Here is a 16,087-nt window from a genome sequence, read left to right as displayed (position 1 = left end):
ATTTTGGATTTTGGATTTTGGATTAAGTTTTGGCTATTAGGGACTAGGTAAATTGCTTAGTACCAAGTCTCCAATCTAAAATCTAAAATCTAAAATCTAAAATTGCCCAATCTACCTTTCTACAGGAATATTCAATGCCTCTAGCTTCAATTCTTGAGCGGGATAATCAGTAAGAGCAAGTGATATTTTCTTGACATCATCAAGTAAAGCTGTGGGAATGCTCACTGTACCTGTAAATGCTGGCCCATTTGCAGGCAATTCTGTGGGTAAACTCTCTGTACTAGCACTCAGGGTTCGTCCTTTATCATCGGTAACATCTAAAAAACTATACAGGAAGCGCACAGAATCTTTACCTTTGTTCTGCATTTTCACTTTCAGTAGCAAATCACCACCAGAGTAGCGGACAGATTGCACAGACATGGTTACACCCTGGCTCTGGGCAGTAACTGGAAAACCTGGCTGGAGTTTTTCTTCAACCACTGCTGGGGGTTTTTCCTCTGGCTTCTGCTTGCTGCTATTGGTTTCTTCATCATCGTCCTCTAGCTTTTCCGATTTAGCAGCCTTGGTCTTACCCTCAATTCGCGCTTTGACAATTTTCAGAATTTCGTCCTCTTTTAATAGCACTAGCCCTCCCTGTTGGGAGTTATTTGTCTTATTGCTGGCAAATTTGGTTATGGGACGCCCATCTGGGGTAGTAACGCCTTTAAGTGCTGAACTTCCCAGTTGAAACCCCAAAAGGGCGCTCACAGAACCTGCTCCCATCATCAGGATTAACAAAACCAAAGTAAGAAGTACAGTAGAATTTATTTTCATAAGCTATCACAATAGAATGCTGGTCTATTTAAGAATAGTGAAGCTTTTGACCTCAATCCTTAAAGGAACTTAATCAATATTAGTCTGCACTATTTTATGATTAAATTATGTAGTATAAAAATCTGATAAGCTACCGTAGAGTATTGACAGGTAGTAAATCTGTGCTAAAATTACGCAATTGGCTAAACTCAGTGGATGAGGTATTTTCCTCCCTCTAAAATTAGCAAATCAGGGTGACCTAAGATTTGAAGTAATAGACTCTTAATATAAACCCGAAAGCCAACAAAATAAGCGCCTTTGGCCGATTGGGGAGGCAACGAACTCATAATTCGTCTTCAGGCTGGTTCGATTCCAGCAGGGCGCACTGAATGATCAAAAAGTAGTAAGTAAGTCGGTGAGAATAAATCAAACTAGATTGTAAAAAATCTTGAGATTAGTTATTAGTGAGCGGCTCTAGCCATCTTATGAAGACTTTAGTCGTCACCCAACGCGTTCGTTAGTCGCTCATGGGGGCAAACCCCCAAGACCCCGCTAACTCACTACATACAAACCTTAAATTATTCACTCCGCTCTACTTAATAGAGGCATAAGGGCATTGGGCATTGAAAAGAGCCAGAGCGGCGGGGTGTTCTTAGCAAAGAAGAAATAGCTAATTTTTTATTCTGCCCCCTGCCCCCTGCCCCCTGCCCCCTGCCTCTTCATCTCCCCAATATTACCGAGGTAGTATTTCAAACTTCAATTCAGTTCCCACTTTGAGTTTGTTGCTATTCAAACCCCGATACATCATTAATGATGTGTCATAAGGATTTGGTAAATCAGGAGTACGAATATATGGATCGTTGCCAGCTTGCTGAGTCAGGGCATCATGATATAAAGTGTTAAGCAACTGAGCATCGTGAGCAATTTCATTTTCTGGGAAGGAACCACCAAAACCGTAACCAGCTCCTAGAAGTGAGTCTAGCTGGCGCTTGAGGCTACCATTTTCGTAGAAATTGCGATCGTGACTAAAATAGGCTCGTTCAAATACATCATTCGTAGTTTCTGTTTTGGGGGTTTCCGTTTGGGCAGATGCAACAGAGGGAAAAGCAATACCAGCAGCAAGCAGTATTAATAAACCACCAAAGGTTTTAAATTTTATACCCACGTTCCTAACTCCTCAATTTTTGGGCAATCTTAATTTATGCTTAATTTCAGAACTCTGATGAGTTCAACCTTTGGTGTAGCACAACTTTTAATGTTTTGTAATGACGTATCCTACTGAAACTCTTAGCCACTCAGATATTTGGGCAAGCACTGCTGATTTGACTACTTTGCGCCACAAGCTACTAGATTTATTTTGCCAACTTGCTTATCAAGAAGGTGATTTTCTCCTCTCTTCTGGGTTGCGTAGTTCTTATTATGTAAACAAGACACAAGTAACACTCCATCCTCAAGGTGCTTTGGCAGTCGGACGTTTACTGTTTCCTTTGCTACCTATAAATACACAGGCTGTAGGTGGTTTAACAATGGGGGCTGACCCAATTGTGACAGCAGTGAGTGTAGTTTCTGTTTATGAAAACCGACCGATACCAGCGCTGATTATTCGCAAAGAAGCCAAGGGTTATGGGACGAAAGCTTATATAGAAGGCCCCACTTTACCAGAAGGTGCAAAAGTAGTAGTTTTGGAAGATGTGGTTACAACTGGGCAATCTGCTTTAAAAGCAGTTGAGCGTCTTAAAGATGCAGGTTATACCGTAAATGAAGTAATTTCACTGGTGGATCGACAGCAAGGAGGAGGTGAACTGTATCAGTCAGCTGGGTTGAAGTTTGAAACTTTGTTTTCGATTCAGGAAGTTCAGGAACGCTACCGACAACTTGCAAATTCATGAACATGATGTAAATATACGGTTTAGCTGAAACAGCATTGAATCACCGTTACCGCGAACCAGCGAAATAGGCGATTTGTAATTATAAAATGGCGATCGCCTGTTGCAAAAGTTCGGCTCTATTGATGTCGTCTTCTTTTGTGGGTATTACTGGTAAAAAAAATTTGTTCTCGGAATATTTACCAGAACAAATAGCTGTAGAGTAAGTATTATTTTACAAATTGATGCGAGTTCCCACATTTCTAGCAGAGGGAGATAAGAGAGAATAACTCCTAACTCTGCCAATTTTAGATTTTGAATTTTGGATTTTGAATTGAAGGAAAATCTAAAATCGAATGACTCCTAAGTTTTAATTTCTGAGGGTACTAAAACAGTTATAGCTTTAGGTATAACTCGAAAATAAGCAGGTGTGTAGGTAGTGATTTCACCATCTGTATTGATAGGGTGAGGTTTGCGAGTATGCACCTCTATTTCTTGACCTTGAAGAGAGCGTACACTCTCCCAATGTATATGTCGCCCTTGTCGCATCGCCGGGAGTAATAGTATAATCTGCCACCAATCTTTAATCTCCAAGCTATAGAGGTCTAGCCTTTGGTCATCTATTGTCGCATCGTCAGCCACTGCCATACCGCCGCCGTAATAGCGGCCGTTACCCACAGCAATTTGCACTGTTTTCACGCTAATTGATTCACCATTGATTAAAATCTTTGCAGTAAAAGGTCTAGCTTCCAAAATCACTTGCAATGCAGTGGCGGCATAAGCAAATATTCCCCAACGGCGTTTAACTTCTTTGGTAAGTCGCTGGGTAATTTTTACACTCAATCCCAGACTGGCAACGTTAAAAAAGTGCTTGCCGTTCACCCAACCTAAGTCGATGCGGTGTAAATTTCTATATGAAATAATTTTGCAAGCTTCGCTGAGGGAATTCGGGATTCCCAAAGTCCTTGCTAGGTCGTTGGCAGTTCCTAAAGGCAAGATTCCCAAGGGCAACTGAGTCTCAACTAAAGCATCTACTGCGGCATTGAGAGTCCCATCTCCTCCACCAATGATTACCAAGTCAACTTGATGCTGATAGCGAAGTATAACTTCTGCAAGATGTTTGGGGTCTTCTGTAGACTCCTCAATTAAATCAAAGCCGAGTGTCTTCAGATATTCAATCGCTTCTGATAGACCTTTTTGCCCTTGGCGGGCATGACGATTTACTAACAGCAGTGCGCGAGAACTCATGGGTAGTACCTTTTGTAGTTGATATGTCCAATTATCCGCATCCATGTATTCTGCTTCAAGTTGACTATCAGAAAGTGTTGAATTTATTATGCCACTTATCAAAAATTCATTTAGTCAATGATTATTATGTTGTGCTTAGGAATTTTTAATTTCTATTTTATCTCTATTAACCGTCGGTGTGTTAAGTAGGTAAGCGTAATTAAATAATAAGAGCAAACCTCACTCTCAATGTCTGTCCTTATTCTTTCGGGGGAAGCCGGAGGCAGGATGAGGTTTTATATTTAATTTGACCCATTTACTTAATACTCCGTAAATAGATTTTTTACTCATTAAATAATTGAATTTAGCTATTTTTGATACAGCATATATGTCAATATTATAATAAAAATATGGTTAAGGCTAGGACTCTTTTTTTTAACGAACCACAGAGGCGCAGAGGACACAGAGAGAAGAGAGAGAAGGAAAAATTGCCTAACTGAACTGTATTGCACTTTAGTGGACTTGGGCTATGAGCGGCGCAACTTTAGTTGTGGGCAGTTTAGTTTATGTCTACAACGAAATAGCCCTGCACCTTAACCCAAGCGTATTGATTACAGCATTTCATTAATTAAAGTAACTCGGAAAAATAACTGAAAAATTATTAGGTATCGGACTTTTTGTGCCGTTTAACCGGATTCATCCACACTTCTAAACGACTAAATGCTTGTGAAGAAAGTAACGTCAAACATAAATAAACCACCGCCACAGCCGCGTAAATTTCAAAAGCACGATAGTTATCGGCGACAATTAGCTGTCCTTTGCGAAACAATTCTTCAAAACCAATCACTGCAACTAAGCTTGTATCTTTCAACAAACTAATAAATTCATTACCTAAAGGTGGAATCATCCGTCGGAAAGCTTGGGGAAAAATTATATAACTCATTGTTTGTACAGAACTCAAGCCTAATGACTGTGCTGCTTCTGCTTGTCCTGTTTCAATTGATTGAATCCCAGCCCGAACAACTTCGGCAATGTATGCGGCGCTATTCAAACTTAAGGCAATTACCCCAGCTAGCAAACGATCAAAACTAAATGTCAAACCAAGTTCTTGCAAAATTGCAGGTAATCCAAAGTAAATCATAAAAATTTGTACCAATAAAGGCGTTCCTCGGAAAAAATCCACATACGCTCTCGCTAGCCAACGCACAGGTGCAATATGAGAAAGGCGAACAATACCAATCAATGAACCCCCAATTAAGCCAAACACTACAGAAAGTATCGTCAATTGCAACGTTACCAACGCACCTTGTAATAAAGTTGGAAAAGCTTGCAAAATCACGCCAATTGAGGTCAATATTTTAGGCGCGTTAGTGTTATTTTGATTCTCAAATGGTGATTTAGCTGGTAGTGATGGCGGTTCAGCTTTAAACCATTTCTGGTAAATTTGGGAATAAGTACCATTTTTGAGTACCCTATCCAAACCGTTGTTTATTAATGCCAAATTCGGCGAATTTTTAGCTGTAGCAATGCCGTAAAACTCCTCCGTCAGTAATTGCTGTACTATTTTAATTCCTTGAAGATTGCCCGTATTAATAGCATATAAAGTCACTGGTGCATCATTAATTACTGCATCCACATTACCATTGAGCAATTCTTGCAGGGCTAAAGGCGCTGAATCAAAACTGCGGATTTGCACTCCAGGAATACTCTTAGCCTTTGCAGCCCCGGTTGTGCCAATTTGTACAGCAATTTTTTTATTTTTGAGACTGTCAAAGTTAGTAATATTTTGATTATCTGCGCGAATTGCGATCGCTAACCCAGCCTTAAAATAAGGACGGGAAAAAGAAATCGTCTTAGCCCTCTCCTCTGTAATCGTGATCGAACTAATCGCCGCATCTACCGTTTTGCCTCGCAAAGCTGGGATAATACCATCAAAAGGCAGACTTTGAAAATCCGCTTTAAACTTAGCAGAGGAAGCGATCGCATTCATCAAATCAATGGAAAAACCCTGCAACTCACCGCCTTTTCCCTGAAACTCGAAAGGTGGAAACGCCGGTTCAGTAGCAACCCGCAGAGTTTTTCCAGCACTAGGATTCACCCCACAACCAGCCAGTAACAAACAGCTAAAACTTATAATTAGAGATAAGCACAGCCAACGGATAAAACTAAATGTAGCCATATTATTTTCTCTCTTTCTCTGCGCTCTCTGCGCCTGGAGCGGTTCGTTCAATATATCTTGCAACTGTCCAATCTCCCGCCAATAAATTAATTCTGAGGTCTTTTTAGGACTGCTACAGGTTTACATTAAAAACCTTACAATCAACTGTAGAGTAGTTTGACAGAAGTAATGAACAATACTATCCCTGCCATTATTTTTGACAATATCGAAAAAAACTTTGGTTCCCTAAAAGTCCTCAAAGGAATCACCGGCGAAATCAACCGGGGAGAAGTCGTTGCAGTTATTGGTTCCTCCGGCTGTGGTAAAAGTACCCTACTACGCTGCTTCAACCGCTTAGAAACCATTGACAAAGGGCGTTTAATAATCAACGGAATTAACTTATCCCGACCCACTCTCAACTATAGCCAAGTGCGGCAACTACGAACACAAGTAGGTATGGTTTTTCAACAGTTTAATCTGTTTCCCCATCTGTGCGTATTAGAAAATATGACACTCGCACCGCGTAAAGTCTTGGGAAAAACAGCAAAGGAAAGCGCCCAACTAGCGAGGTTATATCTCGAAAAAGTTGGCTTATCTGAAAAAGCCTCGGCTTATCCCGAACAACTTTCTGGGGGACAAAAACAACGAGTTGCGATCGCTCGTAGTTTATGTATGAATCCTCAAATCATGCTATTTGACGAACCCACCAGCGCCCTAGATCCTGAACTCGTCGGCGAAGTTTTGCAAGTGATGCAACAATTGGCATCAGAAGGCATGACAATGGTGGTTGTCACCCATGAAATGCAATTTGCAAAAGAAGTAGCCCATCAGGTCATATTTTTAGACAATGGTATTGTGACAGAACAAGGCCCAGCCTATGAACTGCTAACCAATCCCCAAAGCGATCGCCTACGTATTTTCCTAAGTCGCCTCAATGTTAGATAGTTAGGAGTTAGGAGTGAGGAGTGAGGAGTTAGGAGTTAGGAGTTAGGAGTGAGGAGTGAGGAGTTAGGAGTGAGGAGTTGTCAATTAAAGTTTTTTTCATAACTCATAACTCATAACTCATAACTTATAACTCATAACTCATAACTCATAACTCATAACTCATAACTCATAACTCATAACTCATAACTCATATAACTCATCACTTTTCAAAGATACTCGCGCAAAAAATCAAAGGGATCATCTTCCCAACAAGGTTCAGGTATCAGCCAAAACAAACTCCTGTTAATGTCGGCTTCAATTTCATCACCGTCGTCTCTATGAAATAGTTCTATCAAAGCTGTCCAATCACGCTCTCTCAGAGACGTTAACGATGGGGCATATACCTGAAAATTATTTGAGTAATTCACGCGCAAAGTTGTGCTTGAGTACCGGAAAAATTTAGTATAGAAATTTGTAAATAATCAAATTTTAGCTTTGACAACCGTAGTTAGATAAGTAGGTCGGCGAGCAAAAACCAAACTATGTAACGAAAAGTAAAATATCTGGATTTGGCTCGTAGCTGTGCTTTAGCGCTAAAGCGCAACTACAAACCAGTTATGATTATTTGCACCGATTTACTTAGTTATTTTCATACTATTAAATGTGGATTACTCTCATCAGTGTCTCACAATTTAAACAGGACTGCTATAGTATTTATTACATAATTACAAGCTTAATTTACTCGCACCGGAAAAATTCTTGATGCTGCGAATCGACTAATTGCACACTAAAGACTTCAGCAAAGGACTGTGCTACATAAAAACGCACTTCTTCGCAGGTGATACCTGGAATCGATTCGGCTAAACTGCCTACAGGTTTATCAGAAATACCGCAGGGTACAATGCGCTCAAAGCCTGTCATGTCTGGACAAACATTTAATGCAAAGCCGTGCATGGTAATCCAACGACTGACTTTTATACCAATAGCCGCAACTTTTCGCCCTTGTAACCAAACACCAGTAAAAGCCGGAATTCTTTCTCCCTGCAATCCATAAACTGCCAATACGCGAATTATGACTTCTTCGAGTTCGCGTAAGTACCAATGGAGGTCTTTACGATAACGTTGCAGATTTAAAATTGGATACCCCACTAGTTGACCAGGACAATGGTAAGTAACCTCGCCGCCTCGTTCAACTCGATGCACATCATATTCACTTTTGTCAATATCAAATTTGATAAAATCTGAGTTGCTGCCTTGTCCTAGAGTGTAGACGGGTGGATGTTCTAGCAAAATTAACACGTCGTCTAGACTGGGATTATGGATACGCTCAGTTAGGAGCGATCGCTGCCATCTATGAGCTTCTAAGTAAGGCATTAATCCTTGATTATACAACAAACAACGGTTTTTATCTAGTTCCATACTATGGATTATGCCAAAAATCAACTGTATTAATAGCGAAATATATTTCAAATTAGAGGATTGGAATCAAAAAATGTCAAGATTTGCAAAGGATTTTAAAGGAAAGTCAAGGGAACAGGCATAAGAAAATACAAAGTGCTAGCTTGAATATACAACCTCAATAATAGGTTTTTAGGAGGAATTCTCTGCAATAAGCATCATGCCAAGACGATAAAGACAAATGTACTGGCTGATGACTCTCATAAGATTAATTTGCAATTCAAACAGAATCAAATTTCCCCAAAGACTTGTATTATTGAACAACAGCAAGCAAACTTCAACCGAACACAGAAGGAGCAACTATCAACAGTTCTGTAAGCGTTGTTTTAACACAGAAGACAGTTACAGGAGCTATTGCTCAAATTTCCTCACCAAAGAGTTCTAGGTGGATATCCAATTGGATATCAGCGCAGAGATGAGGAGGAAAATCAAGGATATAATGAGCAAAAGCTTAAATGCAGTAAGTCTAGAAAAGCTTACCAGCACTACATAGAAAGAGTTCACAATTTGTTTTGGCGGGAGTAATAGACCTTACCGCAATTTCTTTTCATACAAAGCAAATTCACACATTAAATATTCAGTGGGAGAGTTTACATGAAGCTTGTCATCCACGGCAAAAATATTGAGATCACCGATGCGATTCGGGAATATGTACATCAAAAGATTGAAAAAGCAGTTAGTCACTTTCAGAGCATTACAAATGAAGTAGATGTGCATCTTAGCGTAGCCCGTAATCCTCGAATTAATCCTAGACAAGCGGCTGAAGTAACTATTTACGCTAATGGTAGCGTTATCCGTGCCGAGGAGAGCAGTGAAAGCCTCTATGCCAGCATTGACTTAGTTGCAGATAAAATTGCCCGTCAACTGCGGAAATACAAGGAACGCCGTCAAGACCAGAAAACTCAGTCCCAACCAGAAGAAGTAGTTGTTGTAGAATCGGTAGTTACAGATTTAATTGGCGATCGCACCCCCGAATTACCCAACGAAGTCGTCCGCACCAAATATTTTTCTATGCCGCCGATGACCCTTGCAGAAGCCCTAGAACAACTGCAACTTGTGGGACACGACTTTTATATGTTCCGCAATTCTGAAACTGGAGAGATTAATGTAATTTACGAACGCAACCACGGCGGTTATGGCGTGATCCATCCCCGCAATAATAACGGTCATACTAACGGCAAGAATGGTAAAGCAACCCACGCTAATATTGTCATGCCGGAAAAGTCGCATTCTAAATAGGGAATAGGGAATAGGCAATGGGGCATGGGGCATGGGGCACGGGGAATAGGGAATGGGTGGATAAGGGAGAAATAACTAATCTCCAATGCCCAATGCCCAATGCCCAATGCCCTATTTCGCAATCTGTTGCAAAGTTTTCAGCGCTTCCTCAACGTGACCTTTAAAGTTAAACATTGAATCAAAGACGTATTGCACAACTCCTTGTTGGTCAATAACGTAAGTAACGCGACCAGGGAATAAGCCAAAGGCTGCTGTTGCGCCATATAGCTTCCGCACTTGGTCGCCTTTGTCAGTTAACAGGGTAAAAGGTAGATTGTATTTCGTAGCAAATCGTTGGTGAGATTCTATGGAGTCAGAACTCACACCGACAACTTCAGCGCCAGCACTTTTAAACACTTCATACTGATCGCGAAAGGCGCAAGATTCAGCCGTACATCCCGGTGTGTCATCTTTGGGGTAAAAATATAGGACAACATTTTTGCCGCGAAATTCTTGAAGACTAATTGTTGAGCCGTTTTGAGCAGGTAAAGTGAAATTAGGAGCAGTATCTCCAACTTTGATTGGCATAGCGAGTTGTGGTAATTATTTAACAAAATTTTACCTTGTATCTAAGTTTATAAATTTTGCTTGATTACTTGCATCAAGCGGGGTAACTTAGTACAACTTTGCGTAAAATCGTAGCGTTTTTAATGCAAGGGGACACATTGGCATTGTCAGTCGATGCATTGGCATTGTCAAATTTAATTCGCTACGAATTAATGAAATGCTGTACTTAGATACTCATCTAACAGAAAATTCCGCCTATGCGCCTGACTTCACTGGATGTTTTTCGCGGTATTACCATCGCTGCGATGATTCTCGTCAATATGGCGGGAGTCGCAGATGATGTATATCCTCCCTTAGCCCACGCTGATTGGCACGGTTGTACACCAACTGACTTGGTATTCCCCTTTTTTCTGTTCATTGTTGGTGTAGCGATTACTTTCTCGCTGTCAAAGTACACCGAAGACAAGAAACTAACCTCAGCTGTTTACTGGCGCATCTTACGCCGCGCTGTCATTCTTTTTGCCTTGGGATTGCTACTAAATGGCTTTTGGAATCAAGGTGTTTGGACTTTTGACTTGGGTAGTATCCGCATTATGGGAGTGTTGCAGCGCATCAGCATTACCTATTTGCTGGCTTCCTTAATAGTTCTCAACCTTCCGCGTAAAGGTCAATGGATACTAGCAGCAGTGATACTTATCGGCTACTGGCTAACGATGATGTATCTACCAGTACCCGATTTTGGCGCGGGAGTTCTGACGCGGGAAGGTAATTTCGGCGCTTATGTTGACCGCCTGATTATTCCCAAAGTACATCTATATAAAGGTGATGGTTTCAACTTTATGGGAGATCCAGAGGGACTGTTCAGTACTATCCCTGCGATAGTAAGCGTCCTCGCTGGCTATTTTACTGGTCAATGGATACGCAGTCAACCTGTAAAGTCACGCACAAGTATCGGGTTAGCATTATTTGGGGTTGGTTGTTTAATTATCGGTTGGGCGTGGGGGTGGACATTTCCCATCAATAAAAAGCTGTGGACAAGTTCTTATGTAATCTTTACTAGCGGTTGGGCGTTACTTTTGCTAGCAGCTTGTTATGAACTCATCGAAGTCCGGGCAAATCGTCGCTGGAGTAAACCTTTTGAGATTATGGGCTTAAATGCGATCGCACTTTTCGTTCCATCCGTTTTATTGATTAAAATCTTAGTGAAAACCACTATTGGCACAGCTAAAGACGCTCCCAGTACCTACAATTGGATTTACCATAATTTTTTCGCATCTTGGGCCGGAGTTCTGAATGGTTCGCTATTATTTGCCCTAGTCACCGTGTTGTTGTGGTGGGCTGTTGGTGTTCTGATGTATCGCCAACGCTGGTTTCTCAAAGTGTAATAATTGCAAGCAGCCATCATAAAATGAAAATTAATCTATAGAAAAATTGTGAGGTAATGGATGCGTCGCATGAAATTTTGGGTATTTTTACCAATTGGGTTGATATTTGGCTGCTCAGATCAACTGTTTCAATCTAACCCGTGTGTAGCCAATTCTAACCCAGTAGTAGTTTCACAAACTAGTCCGACTTTATCAAAAGTGAGTTACCTTTCATCGTTGGAAAAAGAAGTAATTGTTGAAACAAATAAAGTACGAACAAACCCCCAGTCATACCTCCCGATTTTGGAAAACTATAGAAAGCGCTTTGAGGGAAACCTAGTCAACATTTCTAATAATACTTATTGGCAAACTCAAGAAGGAGTCAAAGCAGTTGATGAGGCGATCGCATTTTTGAAATCAGCGCCTCCTGTAGGAGCATTGAGTGTATCTAAGGGTATGTCTTTAGGAGCAAAAGACCACGTTGAAGACCAAGGCCCAAAAGGTATCACAGGTCATGATGGTAGCGATGGTAGTACCCCCTATACTCGCATGAATCGCTATGGTAGATGGCAAACAACCGCAGGCGAAAATATCATTTATGGCTTTAACACTGCTGAAGATATCGTCATGCAATTAATTATTGATGATAGTGTGAGCGATCGCAGTCATAGAAAAAATATTTTTAACGGCGCTTTTAAAGTGTCTGGTGTTGCTTATGGAACTCACAAATTATATAGAACAATTTGTGTAATTGATTACGCTGATGGCTATAGGGAGAAATAATTGGAGTTGGGGAGTGGCGACAAATACCGAAGGTTCTGAATTATTGTACTTAAAAGCAGGCGTAATAAAGTAAAAAAATTTTTGTGCTTTACGTTTCAGTGTTAGCTAGGTTACAACAGGTATTAAGTAACCTTTTTTAACACTCCAGGAACAAAGACGATCCCAGCGTTATCTATACTCTTGATCAACTCATTTCCGTTCTTGTTAGGGGAATGATTCAAGTTCTGATGTCTGATAATTCTGAATAAAGAAGCGTCTACATACTTCTGTGTGTGTTTAAAATTATTATTTCTTCTAATTCACTAAATTAATCCATAGAAAAAATTCTGAGGTAATGAATGCATCGCATTAAATTTTGGGTACTTTTGCCAGTAGCCCTGATATTCGGTTGCTCAAATCAACTGTTGCAATCTAACCCATCTGTGGCAAATTCTAACCCAGCAGTAGTTAAACCTAGTAGTCCAACTTTATTAGCAAAGGCGAGTTATCTTTCACCACTAGAACAACAGGTAATTGTTGAAACAAATAAGGTACGAACAAATCCTAAGTCATATCTCCCAATTTTGGCAAACTATAGAAAGCGCTTTGAGGGGAACCGAGTCAAAATTTCTAATAATACCTATTTGCGAACTCAAGAAGGAGTTAAAGCAGTTAATGAAGCGATCGCATTTCTCAAATCAGCACGTCCTGTAGGAGCCTTGAGTGCATCAAAGGGTATATCTTTAGCAGCAAAAGACCACGTTAAAGACCAAGGTCCAAAGGGTGCTACAGGTCATGATGGTAGCGATGGTAGCAACCCTTTTACTCGCATCAACCGTTATGGTACATGGCAAACAACCGCAGGTGAAAATATCAGTTATGGGCCAAATACCGCTCAAGATATCGTCATGCAATTAATTATTGATGATGGTGTGAGCGATCGCGGTCATCGAAAAAACATTTTTAACGGCGCTTTTAAATTGTCTGGTGTTGCTTATGGAACTCACAAATTATATAGAACAATCTGTGTAATTGACTACGCTGGGGGGTATAGGGAGAAATGATTTGAGATGAGGGAGAAAGAACCAATGCCCAAGGTCCCATACCCAATGTTAAAATTATTTAAGTACACCGGAGAATTCGCAATGGTCAGCAGCCTTAAAGAACTAATTGATGAGCCAGAATTGGGTGATGCTGACGACCCTGAGGAAAGGTTTATCAGCAGTGGGGTAATTTGGGAAAACTACGAATTGCTATTAGCAAAACTAGAAGAAAACTCTCATTATCGTGTTACTTATTTAGATGGAATATTAGAGATAGTGTCACCATCAATCAGGCATGAAAAAATCAAAACAAATTTAGGGATGCTGTTAGAGCGTTTCTTTTACAGCAAGCGGATTCGTTTTGTACCTATGGGAAGTTCTACTTTTAGGAACAAAGCAAAAAAAGCAGGTGTCGAACCAGATGAATGTTACTGCATAGGTGAAGAGAAAAATGTACCAGATTTAGCGATCGAAGTAGTTGTCACCAGTGGTAACATAAATAAACTGGAAATCTACCGAAGATTAGGAGTTGCAGAAGTTTGGTTTTGGGAGAGAAACCAGTTTAAGTTATACCACCTACGGGACAATTCTGAGACTGAGCAAGCCATTCTTTACCCTGATACCTATGGGTATGAGCAAATAGCAAAAAGTGAGCTAATACCAACATTGGATATTTCTTTATTAGAGCAATGTATTTCAATTTCAGATTCAATTCAAGCTATTGATGAATTTGAACAAGGGTTAAGTAATTCGTAATTCGTAATTCGTAATTAAGTAGACATGGGTGAATGTCATAAAGCTTTTTGAGAGCGATCGCAGATTAATTTCCGGTCAAAATTATCCTAAACTGAAAAGATTGGCGATCGCAGGTAATAATTTATTACCCGCTTCAACCAGAGAGGCGATCGCAGGTAAACCAGAAAATATCCCTTTCAACATGGTGATTGCAGTTTTTGCCGTCTTCTGCTTGGTGGATTCTTGAGGAGTTTTACCCGCTTCAGCTAAAGCTTTCACCTGTTCTAAAGCTTCGGCTTTCTCTTCTTCTGGCAAATATGTGGATTGGATGATTGCATCTTGCAACTGCGACAATAATTCTTTAATTCCTGGTTTGTCGGCATCGGTTGCATCAGGTAACTCATTGAGGGCAATACTCACGTTACCGCTAATGGTTCCTAGATTAGCAATAGAATTATTGCCAGCTATCCCGCTAACATTACTGCTGCCTTCAATATTGATGCCGCTAATATCTGACATGATGGTATCTCCTTGTGTATAAAATTTCGGCTGCCCAAATGCAGTTGTAATCATATTTTCTAAACTACGAATGCGGTCGCTTCTTTCTACAAGCAATAATTGCTGACTCTGCTGTAAAGCTTTGGATTTATTATAATCATCAAAATATTCGGCACTCAGTTGAGATTTATCGGTACTTGCTGCGGTTTTGGCTCTGAGTAAGATTTTATCATCGCCGCGTTTCTCCATTCCTACGATTTATAACTCAGCTTCGGGATGGTTTTCAGCGAGGTTTTTCAAGGCGATCGCGATCGCGCGAGGGTCAACGCCTTGATTATGGTAAAGGTCGAGAGTGTCAAAAATTGGTTTGATAAAATCGGCAAAGTCGCCGTCTGCAAATACCTCTCGTTTATTATCAGGTTTGCGGAGGGGGTCGGGGTCTTCTTTTGTGGGTAAGCGCATGAAGACATATTCACACCTTACCCCATGCAATTTAGTTGTATTTGTAATCCCCCAATCTTCAATATACGCGCCGGTGAGGGTTGCACCTGTTAAATCGGTTCCGTCTAGTTGCGTTTGTTTCAGCTTTGCTCTTGACAAATCGGCATCTTGCAAGTTTGCTTCACTGAGGTCAGCGCCGATAAAGCTGGTATCAGCTAAGTTTGCTGCTTGTAAGTTGATACCCCGCAGGTTTTGACGGTCAAAGTTTGTGTCTTGTCCCTGTCCGGTAACTAGCAGTTGTCGTACTTGTGCATACTGAAGATAAGTTAAACCAGGACGAACACGGTCAAGCATTTTGGCTTGATACCAACGGCTACAGATAAGGCTAGTGTTTCGGAAATCTGTACTTTTGAGTATGGCTTGGGTGAAATCAGCATTGGTTAAATTAGCGCCACGAAAACTTGTACCTCCTGTTGCAGCAAAAGCGATCGTAATATTACGAATTAAGGAGTGTTTTTGATCTCCTTTCATGGCTCGCCAGCTGATGTAGATACTAAATAACGTTCCGGCTACGGCTCCGGCTACGGCGAAGGCTCCGGCTCCGGCGAAGGCTCCGGCTACGGCTCCGGCTCCGGCGAAGGCTCCGGCTACGGCTACCGCTACGGCTCCTAAACCAGCTATTATTCCTTGGCGAATTGTGATGAAGAAAAAGGCAATTAATACGATTAAAGCAACCCAGCCGCTAATTCGATTCTCTAACCTGGAAGTATCAAATATTTGTGATACGAAATAACCGTTGACAGCCCATAAATATCCTGACAGTCCCGACAATAAGAACGAGACAATAACTAGGAAAGTTGCCCAACGGCGTTGCAGTCCAGCTTTGACATGACTGAAATTTGCGCCTGTTAAATTAGCGTTAGTGAAGTTTGCCCCTCGGATGTCGGCATAGCTAAAGTTTGCACCCGCAAGGTCTTGTCCTTTGAAGTTGCGTCCTCGGAGATTTTGACCGGAGAAGTCTAAAGCCATGTTCCA

The 16,087-nt window shown here is 40.9% G+C and carries 16 protein-coding genes and 1 tRNA gene; 8 read left to right on the top strand and 9 right to left on the bottom strand.

The window, feature by feature from the left end; genetic code table 11:
* Positions 1–111 precede the first annotated feature (111 nt).
* Complete coding sequence (locus V7K73_RS21455) at positions 112–813, bottom strand: hypothetical protein (protein ID WP_334882843.1); 702 nt, start codon at positions 811–813, stop codon at positions 112–114.
* Positions 814–1,104: 291 nt separating this feature from the next.
* Here V7K73_RS21455 and V7K73_RS21450 point away from each other — a divergent pair.
* Positions 1,105–1,177 (top strand) — tRNA-Ile (locus V7K73_RS21450).
* Positions 1,178–1,525: 348 nt separating this feature from the next.
* Here V7K73_RS21450 and V7K73_RS21445 read toward each other — a convergent pair.
* A complete protein-coding gene (locus V7K73_RS21445; RefSeq protein ID WP_334882841.1) occupies positions 1,526–1,957 on the bottom strand; it encodes a hypothetical protein in 432 nt (143 codons plus the stop codon).
* A 100-nt stretch (positions 1,958–2,057) separates the two neighbouring features.
* Here V7K73_RS21445 and pyrE point away from each other — a divergent pair, with 100 nt between their 5' ends.
* A complete protein-coding gene (pyrE, locus tag V7K73_RS21440) occupies positions 2,058–2,681 on the top strand; it encodes an orotate phosphoribosyltransferase (RefSeq protein ID WP_334882839.1) in 624 nt (207 codons plus the stop codon).
* A 339-nt stretch (positions 2,682–3,020) separates the two neighbouring features.
* Here the strand turns inward: pyrE and V7K73_RS21435 are convergent, their stop codons facing one another.
* Positions 3,021–3,905, bottom strand: a complete 885-nt coding sequence (locus tag V7K73_RS21435; RefSeq protein WP_334882968.1) for a lipid kinase — start codon at positions 3,903–3,905, stop codon at positions 3,021–3,023.
* Positions 3,906–4,545: 640 nt separating this feature from the next.
* A complete protein-coding gene (locus V7K73_RS21430) occupies positions 4,546–6,063 on the bottom strand; it encodes an ABC transporter permease subunit (RefSeq protein WP_334882837.1) in 1,518 nt (505 codons plus the stop codon).
* A 168-nt stretch (positions 6,064–6,231) separates the two neighbouring features.
* Between V7K73_RS21430 and V7K73_RS21425 the strand changes: the two genes are divergently transcribed.
* Complete coding sequence (locus V7K73_RS21425; protein WP_334882835.1) at positions 6,232–6,987, top strand: amino acid ABC transporter ATP-binding protein; 756 nt, start codon at positions 6,232–6,234, stop codon at positions 6,985–6,987.
* A gap of 206 nt (positions 6,988–7,193) precedes the next feature.
* Here V7K73_RS21425 and V7K73_RS21420 read toward each other — a convergent pair whose 3' ends face one another.
* Positions 7,194–7,394, bottom strand: a complete 201-nt coding sequence (locus tag V7K73_RS21420; protein WP_334882833.1) for a hypothetical protein — start codon at positions 7,392–7,394, stop codon at positions 7,194–7,196.
* A 310-nt stretch (positions 7,395–7,704) separates the two neighbouring features.
* Positions 7,705–8,385 (bottom strand): lipoyl(octanoyl) transferase LipB, encoded by a 681-nt coding sequence (gene lipB, locus V7K73_RS21415; RefSeq protein WP_442936784.1) that lies wholly within the window; start codon positions 8,383–8,385, stop codon positions 7,705–7,707.
* A gap of 633 nt (positions 8,386–9,018) precedes the next feature.
* On the opposite strand from lipB, the gene hpf reads away from it, so the two are divergent.
* Positions 9,019–9,663, top strand: coding sequence for a ribosome hibernation-promoting factor, HPF/YfiA family (gene hpf, locus V7K73_RS21410; protein WP_334882831.1), 645 nt, complete (start codon positions 9,019–9,021; stop codon positions 9,661–9,663).
* A gap of 111 nt (positions 9,664–9,774) precedes the next feature.
* On the opposite strand, the gene V7K73_RS21405 is transcribed toward hpf, so the two are convergent.
* Positions 9,775–10,230, bottom strand: coding sequence for a peroxiredoxin (locus V7K73_RS21405; RefSeq protein ID WP_334882829.1), 456 nt, complete (start codon positions 10,228–10,230; stop codon positions 9,775–9,777).
* 236 nt (positions 10,231–10,466) lie between these two features.
* Between V7K73_RS21405 and V7K73_RS21400 the strand changes: the two genes are divergently transcribed.
* From V7K73_RS21400 to V7K73_RS21385, 4 genes are all read left to right on the top strand, one after another.
* The gene (locus V7K73_RS21400; RefSeq protein WP_334882827.1) at positions 10,467–11,594 is read left to right on the top strand and encodes an acyltransferase family protein; all 1,128 of its coding nucleotides are present in this window, start codon (positions 10,467–10,469) and stop codon (positions 11,592–11,594) included.
* Between the two features lie 60 nt (positions 11,595–11,654).
* On the top strand, positions 11,655–12,356 hold the full coding sequence (locus tag V7K73_RS21395) for a CAP domain-containing protein (protein WP_334882826.1): 702 nt from the start codon (positions 11,655–11,657) through the stop codon (positions 12,354–12,356).
* A gap of 338 nt (positions 12,357–12,694) precedes the next feature.
* A complete protein-coding gene (locus V7K73_RS21390) occupies positions 12,695–13,399 on the top strand; it encodes a CAP domain-containing protein (RefSeq protein ID WP_334882824.1) in 705 nt (234 codons plus the stop codon).
* An 81-nt stretch (positions 13,400–13,480) separates the two neighbouring features.
* A complete protein-coding gene (locus V7K73_RS21385) occupies positions 13,481–14,134 on the top strand; it encodes a Uma2 family endonuclease (protein ID WP_334882964.1) in 654 nt (217 codons plus the stop codon).
* 81 nt (positions 14,135–14,215) lie between these two features.
* On the opposite strand, the gene V7K73_RS21380 is transcribed toward V7K73_RS21385, so the two are convergent.
* Positions 14,216–14,860 carry a hypothetical protein gene (locus V7K73_RS21380; protein ID WP_334882822.1) on the bottom strand — a complete coding sequence of 215 codons (645 nt, stop codon included), beginning with the start codon at positions 14,858–14,860 and terminating at the stop codon, positions 14,216–14,218.
* A 9-nt stretch (positions 14,861–14,869) separates the two neighbouring features.
* Positions 14,870–16,081, bottom strand: coding sequence for a pentapeptide repeat-containing protein (locus V7K73_RS21375; protein WP_334882820.1), 1,212 nt, complete (start codon positions 16,079–16,081; stop codon positions 14,870–14,872).
* Positions 16,082–16,087: the final 6 nt, after the last annotated feature.

Source organism: Nostoc sp., from assembly GCF_036916975.1.
Taxonomy (GTDB): Bacteria; Cyanobacteriota; Cyanobacteriia; order Cyanobacteriales; family Nostocaceae; genus Nostoc.
The sequence above is the reverse complement of the archived record's forward strand: the minus strand, read 5'-3'. Positions and strand labels throughout refer to the sequence as shown.

Excerpts from the sequence above, each read along its gene's own strand:
- V7K73_RS21380 (WP_334882822.1), bottom strand. The coding sequence starts at position 14,860 with ATGGAGAAACGCGGCGATGATAAAATCTTACTCAGAGCCAAAACCGCA.
- V7K73_RS21435 (WP_334882968.1), bottom strand. The coding sequence starts at position 3,905 with ATGAGTTCTCGCGCACTGCTGTTAGTAAATCGTCATGCCCGCCAAGGG.
- V7K73_RS21430 (WP_334882837.1), bottom strand. The coding sequence starts at position 6,063 with ATGGCTACATTTAGTTTTATCCGTTGGCTGTGCTTATCTCTAATTATA.
- V7K73_RS21385 (WP_334882964.1), top strand. The coding sequence starts at position 13,481 with ATGGTCAGCAGCCTTAAAGAACTAATTGATGAGCCAGAATTGGGTGAT.
- V7K73_RS21395 (WP_334882826.1), top strand. The coding sequence starts at position 11,655 with ATGCGTCGCATGAAATTTTGGGTATTTTTACCAATTGGGTTGATATTT.
- hpf (WP_334882831.1), top strand. The coding sequence starts at position 9,019 with ATGAAGCTTGTCATCCACGGCAAAAATATTGAGATCACCGATGCGATT.
- V7K73_RS21405 (WP_334882829.1), bottom strand. The coding sequence starts at position 10,230 with ATGCCAATCAAAGTTGGAGATACTGCTCCTAATTTCACTTTACCTGCT.
- V7K73_RS21390 (WP_334882824.1), top strand. The coding sequence starts at position 12,695 with ATGCATCGCATTAAATTTTGGGTACTTTTGCCAGTAGCCCTGATATTC.
- lipB (WP_442936784.1), bottom strand. The coding sequence starts at position 8,385 with ATGGAACTAGATAAAAACCGTTGTTTGTTGTATAATCAAGGATTAATG.
- V7K73_RS21400 (WP_334882827.1), top strand. The coding sequence starts at position 10,467 with ATGCGCCTGACTTCACTGGATGTTTTTCGCGGTATTACCATCGCTGCG.
- V7K73_RS21425 (WP_334882835.1), top strand. The coding sequence starts at position 6,232 with ATGAACAATACTATCCCTGCCATTATTTTTGACAATATCGAAAAAAAC.
- V7K73_RS21375 (WP_334882820.1), bottom strand. The coding sequence starts at position 16,081 with ATGGCTTTAGACTTCTCCGGTCAAAATCTCCGAGGACGCAACTTCAAA.
- V7K73_RS21455 (WP_334882843.1), bottom strand. The coding sequence starts at position 813 with ATGAAAATAAATTCTACTGTACTTCTTACTTTGGTTTTGTTAATCCTG.
- pyrE (WP_334882839.1), top strand. The coding sequence starts at position 2,058 with ATGACGTATCCTACTGAAACTCTTAGCCACTCAGATATTTGGGCAAGC.